The 16,790-nt window shown below is 27.6% G+C and carries 15 protein-coding genes; all 15 read left to right on the top strand.

All coding sequences use genetic code 11. The features are described 5' to 3' along the window. Positions 1-57 precede the first annotated feature (57 nt). The 15 genes from AELL_RS03290 (at position 58) to AELL_RS03225 (ending at position 16,699) form a co-directional block, all read left to right on the top strand. On the top strand, positions 58-1,641 hold the full coding sequence (locus AELL_RS03290; RefSeq protein ID WP_118916579.1) for a sensor histidine kinase: 1,584 nt from the start codon (positions 58-60) through the stop codon (positions 1,639-1,641). Then, positions 1,622-2,284, top strand: a complete 663-nt coding sequence (locus tag AELL_RS03285) for a response regulator transcription factor (protein ID WP_118916578.1) — start codon at positions 1,622-1,624, stop codon at positions 2,282-2,284. The genes AELL_RS03290 and AELL_RS03285 overlap by 20 nt, the downstream gene beginning before the upstream one ends. A 175-nt stretch (positions 2,285-2,459) precedes the next feature. After that, positions 2,460-2,714, top strand: a complete 255-nt coding sequence (locus AELL_RS03280; protein WP_118916577.1) for a DUF4212 domain-containing protein — start codon at positions 2,460-2,462, stop codon at positions 2,712-2,714. A gap of 12 nt (positions 2,715-2,726) precedes the next feature. After that, positions 2,727-4,472, top strand: a complete 1,746-nt coding sequence (locus AELL_RS03275) for a sodium:solute symporter family protein (protein ID WP_226806012.1) — start codon at positions 2,727-2,729, stop codon at positions 4,470-4,472. After that, positions 4,417-4,623: a hypothetical protein gene (locus AELL_RS14355; protein WP_226806011.1), complete on the top strand. Its 207-nt coding sequence runs from the start codon at positions 4,417-4,419 to the stop codon at positions 4,621-4,623. The genes AELL_RS03275 and AELL_RS14355 overlap by 56 nt, the downstream gene beginning before the upstream one ends. Before the next feature lie 96 nt (positions 4,624-4,719). Further along, positions 4,720-6,540: a DUF294 nucleotidyltransferase-like domain-containing protein gene (locus tag AELL_RS03270; RefSeq protein WP_118916576.1), complete on the top strand. Its 1,821-nt coding sequence runs from the start codon at positions 4,720-4,722 to the stop codon at positions 6,538-6,540. Beyond that, positions 6,540-7,172, top strand: coding sequence for a 3'-5' exonuclease (locus tag AELL_RS03265; protein WP_118916575.1), 633 nt, complete (start codon positions 6,540-6,542; stop codon positions 7,170-7,172). The genes AELL_RS03270 and AELL_RS03265 overlap by 1 nt, the downstream gene beginning before the upstream one ends. A 172-nt stretch (positions 7,173-7,344) precedes the next feature. After that, a complete protein-coding gene (locus AELL_RS03260) occupies positions 7,345-7,659 on the top strand; it encodes a DUF485 domain-containing protein (RefSeq protein ID WP_118918605.1) in 315 nt (104 codons plus the stop codon). Further along, positions 7,659-9,308 carry a cation acetate symporter gene (locus AELL_RS03255; RefSeq protein ID WP_118916574.1) on the top strand — a complete coding sequence of 550 codons (1,650 nt, stop codon included), beginning with the start codon at positions 7,659-7,661 and terminating at the stop codon, positions 9,306-9,308. The genes AELL_RS03260 and AELL_RS03255 overlap by 1 nt, the downstream gene beginning before the upstream one ends. 268 nt (positions 9,309-9,576) lie before the next feature. Next, the gene (locus AELL_RS03250; protein WP_118916573.1) at positions 9,577-9,891 is read left to right on the top strand and encodes a DUF485 domain-containing protein; all 315 of its coding nucleotides are present in this window, start codon (positions 9,577-9,579) and stop codon (positions 9,889-9,891) included. Next, positions 9,891-11,561 (top strand): cation acetate symporter, encoded by a 1,671-nt coding sequence (locus AELL_RS03245; protein ID WP_118916572.1) that lies wholly within the window; start codon positions 9,891-9,893, stop codon positions 11,559-11,561. The genes AELL_RS03250 and AELL_RS03245 overlap by 1 nt, the downstream gene beginning before the upstream one ends. A 99-nt stretch (positions 11,562-11,660) precedes the next feature. After that, positions 11,661-13,502, top strand: a complete 1,842-nt coding sequence (locus AELL_RS03240; protein WP_118916571.1) for a putative nucleotidyltransferase substrate binding domain-containing protein — start codon at positions 11,661-11,663, stop codon at positions 13,500-13,502. Further along, the gene (locus AELL_RS03235) at positions 13,495-14,109 is read left to right on the top strand and encodes a 3'-5' exonuclease (protein ID WP_118916570.1); all 615 of its coding nucleotides are present in this window, start codon (positions 13,495-13,497) and stop codon (positions 14,107-14,109) included. The genes AELL_RS03240 and AELL_RS03235 overlap by 8 nt, the downstream gene beginning before the upstream one ends. Positions 14,110-14,132: 23 nt before the next feature. After that, positions 14,133-15,323 (top strand): acetate/propionate family kinase, encoded by a 1,191-nt coding sequence (locus tag AELL_RS03230; protein ID WP_118916569.1) that lies wholly within the window; start codon positions 14,133-14,135, stop codon positions 15,321-15,323. A 188-nt stretch (positions 15,324-15,511) separates the two neighbouring features. Further along, positions 15,512-16,699, top strand: coding sequence for an acetate/propionate family kinase (locus AELL_RS03225; RefSeq protein WP_118916568.1), 1,188 nt, complete (start codon positions 15,512-15,514; stop codon positions 16,697-16,699). Positions 16,700-16,790 lie beyond the last annotated feature (91 nt).

Here is a 16,790-nt window from a genome sequence, read left to right as displayed (position 1 = left end):
ATTATAAAAAACTAGATACCATATCAACCATTTAATTGCACAAAGGTAGTCTAAGTTATGTTAAAAGCAAAAAGTTTATATCATCTCATCGTATATAGTATTTTATTTATTATTATTCTAATATCTTTTTTTACTTTTATCATCATAAATAATGCTCACGAAGAATTACAAGAAAAAATACACACTTTAAAAAATGATTATACTAATAGTCAAAAAACTTTGATTAAAAATCAAGTTAACTATGTAATTAATTTTATTGATTATTATTACAACCAAAACAAAGATAAAAAGCCTTTAGAAACTATCCAAAAAGAAGTTATTGAAGCCATTGAGAAACTAAGAATTGGAGATAATCCAAATGAATATATTTTTATATACAATTTTAATGGTACTGTAATACAAAATTCTGTTTCAAAAGGAAATATTGGTAAAAACTTTTTAAATGTTGTTGATTCAAAGGGAAAAGAAGTTATTAAAGAATTGATAAACACTTCTAAAAAAGAGTTTGGTGGTTATGTTGATTATGTTTGGTTTAAACCAGAGATAAATAAAGAAACCAATAAAGTATCATATGCAAAATCTTATAATGCTTGGAATTGGTCAATTGGAAAAGGTGTATATTTAGATGAAATTGATAAATTAGTACACTTAAAAGAAGAAGAATACAATCAAAAAATATCAAACTATACTCTTCAAATTACTTCTTTAACAGTTATGTTAATTCTTTACTCTATTTTTATATATAAAAATGCAACCATACTAATTGTTAATGACGTAAAAGAGATAGGAAAATATTTTAAAGAATCACAAAAAAATGATGAACCTATTAATCAAAATAGAATTATTTTTGGGGAATTTAAAGTAATTGCTAATTATGCAACAGATGCAATGAATAATATAAAATTAAAAACTCATATGCTTGAAGATTTAAATAAAAATCTTGAATACAAAGTAAATGAAAAAACAAAAGAATTAACCAACTTGATTGAATCTCAAAAAAAATTTATAAAAAATTCAGTTCACGAAATAAATACACCTTTATCAATTATAAGAACAAATATTGATTTACTTAAAATGAAAATTCCAAATAACAAATATATTACAAATATTGAATCAGGTTCAAAAATCATTCAATATATTTATGATGATTTATCATATTTAATAAAAAAAGATAGAGTAATTTATGAAAAAGAGTATTTGGATTTTACTAATATTTTAAAAAATAGATTAGATTTTTTTGATGAAATTGCAAAATCAAACTCTTTATATTTTATAAATAGTATTGAAGATGATTTATATATAAAATTTAATGTTACAGAGCTTCAAAGGATAATTGATAATAATCTTTCAAATGCAATTAAATACTCATTTGCCCAATCTGCAATTTTTGTAAAATTGTATTATTTAAATGATGATGAAATAGAGTTTTCAGTAACAACAAACTCTAAAAAAATAGAAGATACAGAAAAAATATTTGATGATTTTTATAGAGAAAATTCAGCCCGAGGTGGTTTTGGATTAGGCTTAAAAATCGTAAAAGATATATGTGATAAAAATTTAGTTATAATCAATCTTAATTCAAATGAAAAAGAGACAAAATTTACTTATAGGTTTAAAATAAATGAAGATACTACTGCTTGAAGATGAATTAATGCTAAATAATGCAATAAGTGAATATTTAAGAAATATAGGTCATATGGTTGAAAGTTTTTCAGATGGACAAGAAGTTCTTGATAATATAAATAGTTCATATGATTTACTTGTGTTAGATATAAATGTTCCTACAAAAGATGGTTTTGAGATTTTAAGTGAATTAAATAGCAAAAAAATCTATATTCCAACTATTTTTATTTCTGCATTGATTGATATTGAAGATATTTCTAAAGCATATGATTTAGGATGTCGAGAATATATAAAAAAACCTTTTCATTTAGGTGAATTAGGTATCAAAATAAATCAAATTCTAAAAAAAGAACAAAATAACACTTCACATATTAGATTTTCAGAAAACTATTCTTACTCAAAAGATAAACAAACTTTATATTTTAATGGTGAACCACAAAATCTAACAAAAAAACAGTTAGAAATCATCCATATTCTAGCATTAAATATCAATATGATTGTTGATTTTGAAAGATTCAGAATTGATATATGGGATGGAGAAAATATTGATAACCCAACAATTAGAGCTGAAATTTCAAGATTAAAAAAAGCATTAAAAGAAGATTTTATAAAAAATATTAGAGGTCTTGGTTATAAAATAGACAGATATTATTCTGTATAAAAGCACTATATTTAGGCTCTTATCTTAGATTTGAGTCTAACTCTTTTCTCAAAAATAATTAAATTTTCCAAAAAAAAATTAATTGCTACCTTTTTGCTATTCATAATTGTTATAGTTTCATTGTTAATTATTTGACATTAATTTGTTTGATAAAAATTCAAAAAGGAGAGCTAAGATGAGTCCAGAAAAAGCACAAGCATACTGGAAAGAAAATATTTCTATGATTATCAAATTACTTGTAGTTTGGTTTCTAGTTTCTTTTGGTTGTGGAATTTTATTTATTAACGAACTAAACACTATTGAGATTAGTGGAGTTAAATTAGGTTACTGGTTTGCACAACAAGGTGCAATTTATATATTTGTTATCTTAATTTTTGTTTACGTAAAAGTAATGACAGGAATTGATGAGAAATATGGCGTAAATGAATAGGGAGAATAGAAAATGGAATTACAAACATTAATTTATCTATTCGTAGGTGTTTCTTTCGCAATTTATATAGGTATTGCATTGTGGGCAAAAGCTGGATCAACTAAAGATTTCTATGTTGCTGGTGGTGGAGTTCACCCTGTTGCAAATGGTATGGCAACTGCTGCTGACTGGATGTCTGCTGCGTCATTTATCTCACTTGCAGGTATTATTGCTTTCAAAGGAAGTGATGGAGCTGCTTATTTAATGGGATGGACTGGTGGATACGTTCTACTTGCAATGTTACTTGCTCCTTATTTAAGAAAATTTGGTAAATTTACTGTTCCAGATTTCGTAGGTGATAGATACTATTCTGATACAGCTAGACTTGTTGCTGTTATTGGTGTAATTTTCGTTTCATTTACTTATGTTGCAGGACAAATGAGAGGTGTTGGTATCGTATTCTCAAGATTCTTACAAGTTGATGTAAATACAGGTGTTATTATTGGTATGGCAATTGTATTCTTCTACTCTGTTCTTGGTGGTATGAAAGGTATTACGTATACTCAAGTTGCACAATATGTTGTAATGATTTTTGCTTATACAATTCCAGCAATTTTCTTATCATTACAAGTAACTGATACATTCTTACCTCAATTAGGTATTTTTGCAACAACTACGTTTGCATTTAGTACAGGTGTACAAGTAATTCCTGAAGGAACTTACCTTTTACATGCACTAGATCAATCTTTACTTGATTTAGGATTTAAACCTTATACTGAGCCAGGTAACTTATGGAATGTATTTATGTTAACAACTGCTTTAATGTTAGGAACAGCTGGTCTTCCTCACGTTATCGTTAGATTCTTTACAGTTCCAACAGTAAAAGATGCAAGAGTATCTGCTGGATGGGCTTTAGTATTCATTGCTATTATGTATACAACTATTTCTTCTGTTGCTTCTTTCTCAAGAATCAACTTAATTAAAAATGTACAAAATGTTGAGTATTCTGCATTTGTAAATGGTGAAGCAAAACATATTGATGGAACATCAAATAATGGTAAATGGTTTGCTACTTGGGAAAATGGTGGATTATTAGCATGGAATGATAGAAATGGTGATGGTAAAATCCAATATGCTTCTGGAGCTGCATTTGATGGTAAAGGTGGAAAACCTGCATACGATGGAGATAAAAGAGCAGAAGATGGACATAAGTTAAGTACTAATGCTAAAGGTGCAGCTGATGAGAAAGAATTAGCAAAAGGTAATGGAATTGCTAATGAAATCTATGTTGATAATGACATTATGGTTCTTGCAAACCCTGAGATTGCAAACTTACCAAACTGGGTTATCGCATTTATCGCAGCTGGAGGTTTAGCAGCAGCATTATCAACAGCAGCTGGATTATTACTTGTAATTGCGTCAGCTATTTCACACGATTTAATGGGACAAGTTATCTTTAAAGATAAAGCAACTGGTAAATCTACATTAAATGAAAAAACAGAGTTAATGTGGGCAAGAATTTCAGCTATCGTTGCAATCGTTATTGCAGGATATTTAGGAATTAACCCTCCAGGTTTCGTTGCACAAGTTGTTGCTTTTGCATTTGGTTTAGCAGCTGCTGCATTCTTCCCTACAATTATCCTTGGGGTATTTGATAAGAGAATGAATAAAGAAGGTGCGATTGCAGGTATTTTAGTTGGATTAATCTTCACATTTGGATATATTGTTTACTTCGTATTCATGGGGTGGATTAAAAGAAAACTATCTATTTGGAATTGACCCAACTGGAATTGGAACTATTGGTACTATTTTACACTTAATTGTTGCTTTAATTGTATCAAGAATGACTCCTCCACCTCCAACTGAAATTCAAGAATTAGTTGAGAGAATCAGAATTCCTTCTGGTGCTGGTGAAGCGTTAGATCACTAAAAACTATAAAGTATACCTTCAAAGGTATACTTTTAGTATTTTTTTAAATTAAAATAATACTTTAATTTAAAAAAATATTATTATTAAAGGAAATAAATGAGTATACAAGATCAAGAGGCTTTTCTTTCAAATATTCATCCTTTTCAAGTTTTAACTCCAGGACAAATGTCTTTATGTATTCAACATATGGATATCGCTTATTATCCTAAAGATACGATATTAATTAGTCCAGAAAAAATTCCTAATCATTTTTTTATTATTATAAAAGGTTCAGTTTATGAGTACTCTGCTGATAATGTTGTTGTTATGGATTATGAAAGTGAAGATTCTTTTGATTCAAACTCTTTGATTTATGGAAAATGTTCTAACACATTTAGAGTAAATGAAGAACTAATTTGTTATGAAATTGAAAAGAATACTTTTCTTAATTTAATTGAAAAAAATCAACAATTCAAAGACTATTTTCTAAAAGATTTAGTAAATAAAATTCAATCACTAAAAGATAAAGAGTACACTTCTCAACTCTCGTCATTTATGATTGCAAAAGTTGAAGATACTTTAATTCATGAAGCTTGTATAGTTGAAGAAAATACAAAATTAATTGATGCAATTCAAAAATCAATGGAGTATAAAACTTCAACAATAATTATAAAAAAAGCATCTGGTGAATATGGAATTATTACAGATTCACTTTTAAAAGTAAAAGTATTATTAGAGGGTAGAGATTTAGATATTCCAGTAGAAAGTATTGCTATTTTCCCTCTTCTAACTGTAAATAATGATGACTATTTATTTGAAGCTCTTACAATATTAATCAAAAAGAATATAAAAAGAATTGGTGTAACAAATAGTAAAGGTGAAATGATAGGAATATTAGAACAAATTGATGTTCTTTCACATTTTGCAAATCACAGTTATGTTGTAGATTCAAAAATCAAAAAAGCTAAAAATGTTGAGGACTTAAAATCTGCAAGTAAAGATTTAATTAATATCATAAAAAGTTTACACGCAAAAGGTGTAAAAGTAAATCATATTTCAAATCTAATTGGTCAATTAAATACAAAAGTTTATCAAAAACTTTATAACCTAGTTTTACCAAAAGAGTTAAGAAATGATGCTTGTCTGATTGTAATGGGAAGTGAAGGAAGAAATGAACAGATTATAAAAACTGACCAAGATAATGCTTTAGTTGTAAGAGATGATGTTGATGTTGAACAATATAGACCTTATATGCAAGAAATAACTAAACACTTAATAGACTTTGGTTATCCTCCTTGTGAAGGTAATATTATGGTTTCAAATCCATTTTGGTGCAAAAATGTAAAAGAGTATAAAGCTGAAACAGTAAGATGGATAGAAGCTCCTGATATGCAAAATTATATGGATTTAGCAATATTCTTTGATTCATTTGCAGTTGCAGGAGATAAAGAGTTATTAATTAATTTAAAAGATAATTTATTTAATAAACTTCACGATAAAGACGTATTTATGGCATATTTTGCAAGGGCAACACTTGCTTTTGATACACCAACAACAATTTCTAATTTTATGACAAAAACACACTTTATTGATATTAAAAAAGCAGCTGTTTTTCCAATCGTTCAAGGAATTAGAAGTTTAGCTTTAAGAGAAAGAATTAGAGAAACAACAACTGTAAAAAGAATAAAAATTTTAGAAGAGAAAAAAATCTTAGAAAAAGACAAAGCAGCTGAATTATTGGAAGCTTTTGATGTTGTAAATACATTAAGATTAAAGTCTCAATTAGAAGATATTCAAGCTGGGAAAAAAATCAATAATGAAATTGACACACATAGTTTAGGAAAAATTGAAAGGGATTTATTAAAAGACTCTTTCAAAATTGTTATTGAATTTAAAAAATTCATTAATTATGTATTTAAAATAGATAAGATTTCATAATGTTAGAAAATTTTTTTAGAAATTGGAATAAAAAAAGATTAAAAAATAAAAAATATGATTTTTTATTTGATGAACCATTACCAAATGAATTTATCTCTTTGGATTGTGAAACAACAGGATTAAATCCTAAAAAAGATGAAATTCTTTCAATTGGTGCTGTTTTAATAAGAGATAACAAGATATTGATGAGGAAAACATTTAATGTTTTTTTAAAGCCATCAAAAAATATAAATGCAGAATCTATTAAAATTCATCACATAAGAAAAGTGGATTTAGAAAATGCCCTTAATCCAGAAGATGCAATTTATCAACTATTAGATTTCATTGGTTCAAGACCAATTGTTGGCTATTATATAAAATTTGATGTTACAATTATTTCAAAATATACAAAAAATTTTATTGGAATAAAACTTCCTAATGAAACAATTGAAGTTTCATCTTTGTATTTCAAAACTAGAAAAAGATCAAGTGATTATGAATTTATTGACTTGAAATTTGATACTATTTTAAAAACTTTAGATATCCCTGCTCTTGGTAAACATGATGCTTTAAACGATGCAATAATGACAGCAATGATGTTTCTTAAATTAAAAGATTTAACTCCAGCGAAAACTACTTTTTATACAAATTAGAAACTTTTTTCCTAATTTGTATTTTATATTTTAATAATATAATAACTCAATATATTTTCATAATGAAAATATTATTAAAATTTTTTGAAAATATTTTAAATGCTATGTTATTGCGACTTTTATAGTCTAATATTCCAGACATTTAAAAAGAATCTTACACAGGAGGGGAATGATGGATAAAGAATTAGTTAACAAAATTAAGTCTAATCCTAAATATAAAGAGTTAGTTGAAAAAAGAAACTCGTTTTCTTTAAAACTTTCTATTTTTGTTTTAGTAATGTTTTATGCATTTGTACTTGTAATTGCTTTTGACAAAGAATTATTAGCTACAAAAATTGGTGAGGGAGTAATGACGGCTGCGTTTCCAGTTGGTGCTGCGATTATTGTAATTAGTTTTATTACTACATTAATTTATGTTAAAAGAGCAAATAGTGAATTTGAAGATTTAACAAATGAAATCAAAAATGATGTAAAGGATTTATTATAATGTTAAGAATTGTTACAATATTAATTTTATTTGCATTAGCTATGTTTGCTGCTGGTGATGCAACATTTGAAGGGAAAAGAGACTTAAATATCTCTGCTATTATTATGTTCTTCATCTTTATTGCTGGAACATTAGGTATTACTAAATGGGCTGCTAGTAAAACAAAATCTGCTTCAGATTTCTATACAGCTGGTGGAGGAATTTCAGGATTCCAAAATGGTATGGCTATTGCTGGAGACTATATGTCTGCTGCTTCTTTCCTTGGTATTTCAGGTATGATTTACTTAAGTGGATTTGATGGTTTAGTTTATGCTGTTGGATTTTTAGTTGGATGGCCTGTAATTTTATTCTTAATGGCTGAAAAATTAAGAAACTTAGGTAAATTTACATTTACTGATATTGCTGCTTATAGATTATCACAAAAAGAGATTAGAATCTTAGCTGCGTTTGGTTCTTTATCTGTTGTTACTTTATACTTAATTGCACAAATGGTTGGAGCTGGAAAATTAATTCAAATCTTATTTGGTATGGATTATGAGTACGCTGTTATCCTTGTTGGTGTTATGATGATTGTTTACGTAACTTTTGGTGGTATGCTTGCAACTACTTGGGTACAAATTATCAAAGCTGTATTATTATTATCTGGTGTAACTTTCATGGGATTAATGGTAATGGCTCATTATGGTTTCTCTTTTGAAGCATTAGCTACAAAAGCTGTTGAAACTCATACAAAAGGTCAAGCTATTATGGCTCCTGGTGGATTTATTTCTGACCCTATTTCTGCTATCTCTTTAGGTATGGCATTAATGTTAGGAACTGCTGGTTTACCACACATTTTAATGAGATTCTTTACAGTTGGGAATGCAAAAGAAGCTAGAAAATCTGTTGTTTATGCAACTGGGTTTATTGGTTACTTCTACTTAATTATTGCTGTAATTGGTTTAGGAGCTATTGTATTCTTAAACTCTCCAGAAGGTGCTGCTTACTTCAAAGATGGTAAATTAGTTGGTGGAGCTAATATGGCTGCTATTCACTTATCTCATATTGTTGGTGGAGATATTTTCTTAGGATTTATTTCAGCAGTTGCATTTGCTACAATCTTAGCGGTTGTTTCAGGATTAACACTTGCTGGAGCTTCTGCAATTTCTCATGATATCTATGCAATCGTTGTAAAAAAAGGATTAGCAACTGAAGCTGATGAAATCAAAGTTTCAAAAAGATCAGTTATCATCATCGGAATTGTTGGAGTTATCTTAGGAATTGCATTTGAAAATCAAAATATTGCATTCATGGTTGGTCTTGCATTTGCTATTGCTGCTTCTGCTAACTTCCCTATTTTATTCCTTTCAATTTACTGGTCTAAATTAACAACAAGAGGAACATTTATTGGTGGATTTGTTGGTCTTATAACTGCTGTTGTATTAGTTATCTTAAGTCCAACTGTATGGGTTGAAGTTTTAGGAAATGCACAAGCTATTTTCCCTTATAAACACCCTGCATTATTCTCTGTAACTGCTGCTTTTGTTGCAATTTGGTTCTTCTCTATAACTGATAAATCAGCTAGAGCAAAAGAAGAAATTGAATCATTTGAAGCACAAAATGTTAGAGCTAATACTGGTATTGGAGCTGACGGAGCTGTTGCTCACTAAAAATATTACTAAAGAGATTTTCTCTTTAGTAATTTCATCTTTTTATAAAATTTTGCTTAAGAATTATAATTAAAATTAATAATTTATAATTCAATTTTTTGTTACATTTCTACAAAATACTACACAATTTTTACACATTTTGAAAAAAAAATCCCTACATATTTGTATTTGCTTGTATAATCAGTTACTTTTTTTCATTTAAAAATTAGTTTAAATGAAAAAGGCTAATAGACATTATTGTTTATTAACTAGAAAAAAGGGAGCAAAAATGAACGACGAATTGGTTAATCGAATTGAATCTAATCCTAAATATAAAGAGTTAGTTTCAAAAAGAAATGGCTTAGGAATTAAGCTAGGTATTTTTGTATTAGTTATGTTTTATGCATATATTTTAGTTATTGCATTTAACAAAGAACTTTTATCAACAAAAATCGGGGATGGTGTTACAACAATTGCATTTCCTATTGCATTAGCAATTTTAGTAATTAGTTTTATTACAACACTAATTTATGTAAAAAAAGCTAATACTGAATTTGAAGATTTAACAAATCAAATCAAAAAAGATGTAAAGGATTTATTATAATGTTAAGAATTTTAGCACTTATCTCAATTATTGCACTATCTGTTTTTGCAGCAGGTGATGCGACTTTTGAAGCAACAAAAAGAGACTTAAATGTAGCTGCAATTATTATGTTTTTTGTATTTATTGTTGGTACTTTAGGAATTACATATTGGGCAGCAAGAAAAACAAAATCTGCTAGTGACTTTTATACAGCTGGTGGAGGAATTTCAGGTTTCCAAAATGGTTTAGCAATTGCTGGAGATTATATGTCTGCTGCTGCATTCCTTGGGGTTTCTGGTCTTATTTATATGAAAGGTTATGATGGAGTTATTTATGCCGTTTCATTCCTTGTTGGTTGGCCAATTATTCTATTTTTTATGGCTGAAAAATTAAGAAACTTAGGTAAATTTACTTTTGCGGATATCGCTGCTTATAGATTAGGACAAAAAGAGATTAGAACACTTGCTGCATTTGGTTCTATTTCAGTTGTTATTTTATACTTAATTGCACAAATGGTTGGAGCTGGAAAATTAATTCAAGTTCTTTTTGGTATGGATTATGAATATGCTGTATTTATGGTTGGAGCATTAATGATTATTTATGTAACATTTGGAGGGATGCTAGCAACTACTTGGGTACAAATTATCAAAGCTTGTTTATTACTTTCTGGTGTATCATTTATGGCAATTATGGTTTTATACCATTTCAATTTCTCTTTTGAATCACTTGCTGTTAAAGCTGTTGAAAATCATAAATCTGGTGAAGCTATTTTAAGTCCAGGTGGATTTATTACTGACCCTATTTCTGCTATTTCTTTAGGTATGGCTTTAATGCTTGGAACTGCAGGTCTTCCTCACGTTTTAATGAGATTCTTTACAGTTGGTAATGCAAAAGAGGCTAGAAAATCTGTTGTTTATGCAACTGGTTTTGTTGCGTACTTCTGGGTAATTATCACTATTGTTGGTTTTGGTGCAATTGCATTTTTAAATAGTGCTGAAGGTGCTCAATATTTTGATGATGCAAAAGCATATATTGATGGTGGAAAACTATTTGGTGGAAGTAATATGGCTTCTGTTCACTTATCACACATGTTAGGTGGAAATGCCTTCTTAGGATTTATCTCAGCTGTTGCATTTGCTACTATTTTAGCGGTTGTTTCAGGATTAACATTAGCAGGAGCTTCTGCTATATCACACGATATTTATGCAAATGTTATTAATCCAAATGCATCTGATGAAAAAGTTGTAAAAATTTCAAAAATTACAGTTATATTAGTTGGAATTATTGGTGTTGTTTTAGGGATTGCTTTTGAATCTCAAAATATCGCTTACATGGTTGGTCTTGCATTTGGTATTGCTGCATCTGCTAACTTCCCAATTTTATTCTTATCAATTTACTGGAGTGGATTAACAACAAAAGGTGCATTTATTGGTGGATTTATGGGATTAATTTCTGCTGTAATGTTCGTTGTTTTAGGACCAAATGTTTGGGTACAAATTTTAGGAAATGAAAAAGCGATTTTCCCTTATGCACACCCTGCACTATTCTCAGTTACTATTGCATTCGTTTCTATTTGGTTTTTCTCAAAACTTGATAACTCTGCTAGAGCTAAAAATGAAAAAGAATTATTTAGAGCTCAAAATATAAGAGCAAATACAGGAATTGGTGCAGCTGGAGCTGTTTCTCATTAATTTAAAAATATCAAAGGTTTTCCTTTGATATTTTAACTGTGTTCTGTCGATTGAATTTTTTAATTCAATCTTGTCTTTTATATTTACAAAAGAGGAAATATGAGTATATTAGAACAAAAAAAAGTTATCTCTTCAATTCATCCATTTCAAAACTTAACATCAGAACAACTAGATACATTTGTTGAAAATATGGATATTGTTTATTTTAAGAAAAATGAAACTGTACAAGCACAAGGTTCAACTCCTCAATCACTTTTTTTTATTTTAAAAGGAATAATTCAAGAAAAACAAGATGACGAAGTTTTTTCAATTTATTCAAAAAATGAGATTTTTGATTCAATATCTTTAATCGAAAATTATTCAAAAAATAGTTTTGTGACTGCAGAAGAGACGATTTGTTACACTCTTCCAAGAGAGATTTTTATAGAAATACTTCATGAAAATCAAGAGTTAGAGAACTATTTTTTCCAATCAATTGCAGAAAAATTAAATAACAACACTCTTTATGAAAAAAATAAAGAGATGGCTAATATCATGATTGCAAAAGTAAAAGATGCAAAAATTCATAAAGCTGTAATCGTTGATACAAATATTTCTATTTTTGAAGCTGCGACAATCATAAAAAAAGAGAAAGTTCCAACTATTTTATTAAAAGATGAAAATGGTGAAATGTATATAGTAACTGATTCTGATTTTAGACAAAAAGTAATATTAAATAGAATGGATTTTGACGATAAAATCGTAAAAATTGCAACAAAAGGTTTAATATATATAAATGAAGATGACTTTTTATTTAATGCTCAATTGATAATGGCTAAACATGGAATAAAAAGAGTTGTTGTAAAAAATGATAAAGATGAAATAATTGGTATCTTAGACCAAATCTCTTTATCTTCATTTTTTGCCACAAACATTTTTTCAGTTTCAAATCAAATCGTAAAAGCTGAAACTATAGATGAGTTAAAAGAAGCATCATTATCATTTATAAAAATCATAAAATCACTAAATGCAAAAGGTGTAAAAATTGAATTTATTTCAAAATTAATTAATCAATTAAATAAAAAACTTTTAGATAAATTATACAAAGTTTTAGCACCTTCTGAATTATATGAAAAATCATGTTTAGTAGTAATGGGAAGTGAAGGAAGAGGTGAACAAATCCTAAAAACAGACCAAGATAATGCTTTGATTTTATCTGATGATTGTACTATTGATGAAAAAGAACTTCAAGAATTTACAACAAAATTTACTGAAACTTTAGTTGATTTTGGTTTTCCAAGATGTGAAGGAAATATCATGGTTTCAAATCCTTATTGGTGTAGAAAAGAATCAGATTTTAAAGATTTAATTTATACTTGGATAAATGAACCAAATGGTGATAACTTCATGAATATTGCAATATTTTATGATGCTGTTTGTGTTTCAGGAAATAAAAATTTAATTACACATTTAAAAGAATATCTATTTAAACTTACTTCAAATAGTTTATCTTTTTATGCACATTTTGCAAAAGTTATTACAAGTTTTGATGTTCCATTAGGATTTTTTGATGGTTTTGTATTTAATAGTAAAGATAACAAACACAAAAATGAGATTGATATAAAAAGAGGTGGTATTTTTATTCTTGTTCAAGGTATTAGAAGTCTTAGTTTAGAAAATAAAATTTTTAATACAAACACAAATAAAAGAATTAAAAAACTTACAGAACTTGGTGTTTTAGAAGAAGAGTTTGCAAAAGAGTTAACAATGGCATTTAATTTTTTAACAAATCTAAAATTAAAATCAAATCTAGAAAAACTAGATAAAAAAAGTGATATAGATAATTATATTAACCCTGATAATTTGAATACAATGGAAAAAGATTTATTAAAAGAGTCGTTTAAAATTGTAAATAAATTAAAGAAAAAATTAGAATTTCATTTCAAGTTAAACTATGTTTAGAAATATAAAAAACTATTTTAATAAAAAAAATCTAAAAGACGAAAAATACTCTTATTTGTTTGAAAATTCTTCAAATGAAGAGTATGTTTGTTTTGATTGTGAAACAACAGGATTAAATCCAAAAGTTGATGACATTATCTCAATTGGTGCAGTAATTATTAAAAATAATACTATTGTATCAAGTAAAAAATTTATTAAATTTGTTAAACCTAAAACAAAATTACAAGCAGAAGCTATAAAAATCCATCATATCAGAGAGTGTGATTTACTTCATGCTGAAGATATCAATGATGTAATCATAGAATTTATTGAATTTATAGGAAATAGACCGTTAGTTGGATATTTCTTAGAATTTGATATCACTATGATTAACAAATATTTAAAACCAAAACTTGGAATTACTCTTCCAAATAGAGCCCTTGAAGTTTCTGAAATTTATCATGATTATAAAATCGAAATTATTCCTCAAGGACATATTGATTTAAGATTTAACTCAATTATGGAAGAGCTTGAAATCCCAACTCTTGGCAAACACGATGCATATAATGATGCAATAATGACTGCCATGATATTTATAAAACTTAAAAACTTACAAAAAATTAAATAAACTAGAAAAGGAAAATTAGAATAATGTTAGTATTTGTATTAAATGCTGGTTCATCATCTTTAAAATATCAATTAATCAACGCTGAAACTTCTGAATTAAAAGCAAGTGGAATAGTTGAAAGAATTGGAATAGATGGTGTATTAAAACATGTAATCTCAGAAAATAAAAAATTAACTATTGAAGCATATATTCCTTCACATAAAGAAGCTATCGAACTTATATTAGAAACTCTTACACATGATGAAACAAAAACTATAAACTCGATTGATGAAATTCAAGCAGTTGGACATAGAGTTGCACATGGTGGAGAATATTTCAAAGAATCAACTCTTGTTACAGATAAAGTTATAAAAAAAATTGAAGAGTTAATTCCCCTTGCACCTTTACATAATCCAGCTAATATTTTAGGAATGAAAATCTGTATGGAACTTATGCCAAATGTTCCAAATGTAGCTGTATTTGATACAGCATTTCATCAAACTATGCCTGAAATTCATTTCTTATTTCCTGTACCACATGAAGATTATACAGAACATCATTTAAGAAAATATGGATTCCATGGAACTTCTCATAATTATGTTTCAAAAGAAGCCATCAAACTTTTAAATAATAAAAAAGATTCTAAAATCATTGTTTGTCATCTTGGAAATGGTTCATCAATTTGTGCAGTAAGAGATGGAAAATCTATTAATACAACAATGGGATTAACTCCACTTGGAGGATTAATGATGGGAACAAGAAGTGGTGATATTGACCCTGGAATCATCCCATATTTGATGGATAAAAAAGGTATGGATACACATCAAATTATTGATTATCTAAACAAAAAATCTGGTATTTTAGGAGTTTCTGGAATTAGTTCAGATTTAAGAGAAATTATTGGTGCTGCTAATGATGGTGACCAAAGAGCACAAGTTACAATTGATATGATGTGTAATAGAGTAAAAAAATATATTTGTTCATATTCTGGATTACTTGGTGGTGCTGATGCAATTTGTTTTACAGCAGGAATTGGAGAAAACTCTGATTTAATAAGAGAAAAAGTTTGCGAAAATCTTGATTTTATGGGAATTGAACTTGATAAAGAAAAAAATCAAATAAGAACTCATGGAAATAGAGAGATAAATAAACCAACTTCAAAAACTAAAATCTTCGTAATACCTACAAATGAAGAGTTAGTAATCGCAAGAGATACATATAATCTTGTAAAATAAATCTCCTATAAATAATTAGTATTATGTACAACAAATTGTACATAATACTTTTATGTTACTTTTTAATTTGAAATTTTAAATTCCTTTATCTTTATAAATCAAAATTAATTTTAAAAGCAAATTTAGATTTAAGTTTTACTATAATGCAAAACAAATTTTATATTAGAAAAATAATAAAGGAAAAATTTATGTTAGTATTTGTATTAAATGCTGGTTCATCTTCTTTAAAATATCAATTAATCAATGCAAAAACATCTGAATTAAAAGCAAGTGGATTAGTAGAAAGAATTGGAATTGATGGTATTTTAAAACATGAAGTAGGAGAAAATAAAAAATTAACTTTTGAATTACCAATTCCTACACATAAAGAAGCAATTGAATTAGTTCTTAGAATTTTAACAAATGATGAAACAAAAGTTATCAACTCAATAAGTGAAATCGAAGCTATTGGACATAGAGTTGTTCATGGTGGAGAATATTTTAAAAAATCTGTTTTAATAGATAATGAAGTAATCGATAAAATTGAAGAACTTATCCCTTTAGCTCCATTGCACAATCCAGCTCACGTAATTGGAATAAAAATATGTAGAGAATTAATGCCGAATGTTCCAAATGTTGCGACTTTTGATACAGCATTTCACCAAACTATGCCAGAAGAAAACTTTTTATATGCAGTTCCGTATGGAGATTACACAGAACATCACTTAAGAAAATATGGATTTCATGGAACTTCACACTATTATGTTTCAAATGAAGCAAATAAACTTTTAAATAAAAAAAATAGCAAAGTTATTGTTTGTCATTTAGGTAATGGTTCTTCTGTTTGTGCTGTAAAAGATGGAAAATCAATTGCAACTTCAATGGGATTAACTCCACTTGAAGGTTTAATTATGGGTACACGTTGTGGAGATATTGATGCTGGTGTTATTCCATATTTAATGGAAAAAAAGGGTCTTGATTCTCACCAAATTATCAATTATCTAAACAAAAAATCTGGAATTTTAGGAGTTTCAGGAATTAGTTCTGATTTAAGAGAAGTAATCAAAGCATCAAATGATGGAGATAAAAGGTCTAAAATTGCAATTGAAATGTTATGTGGAAGAATAAAAAAATATCTTTGCTCTTACGCTGGATTAATGCAAGGTGTTGATGCAATTTGTTTCACAGCTGGTATTGGTGAAAACTCTGATTTAATAAGAGAAAAAGTTTGTGAAGGTTTAGATTTCATGGGAATTGAAATTGATATAGACAAAAATAAAGTTAGAACTCCAGGAATAAGAGAAATTCATAAAGAAACTTCAAAAACTAAAATCTTTGTTATTCCTACAAATGAAGAGTTAGTAATTGCAAAAGACACTTATAACTTAGTTAAATAAGTGGAAATTGTTACCTTTTAGAATTCTATTTTAAAATTGAGTATTATGTACAATTCTTGTACATAATACCACTCTTTATTACATAAATAAA

The sequence above is a fragment of the Arcobacter ellisii genome, from assembly GCF_003544915.1.
GTDB lineage: Bacteria > Campylobacterota > Campylobacteria > Campylobacterales > Arcobacteraceae > Aliarcobacter > Aliarcobacter ellisii.
Note: the sequence above shows the minus strand (reverse complement) of the source record. Positions and strands in the feature narration are given on the sequence as shown.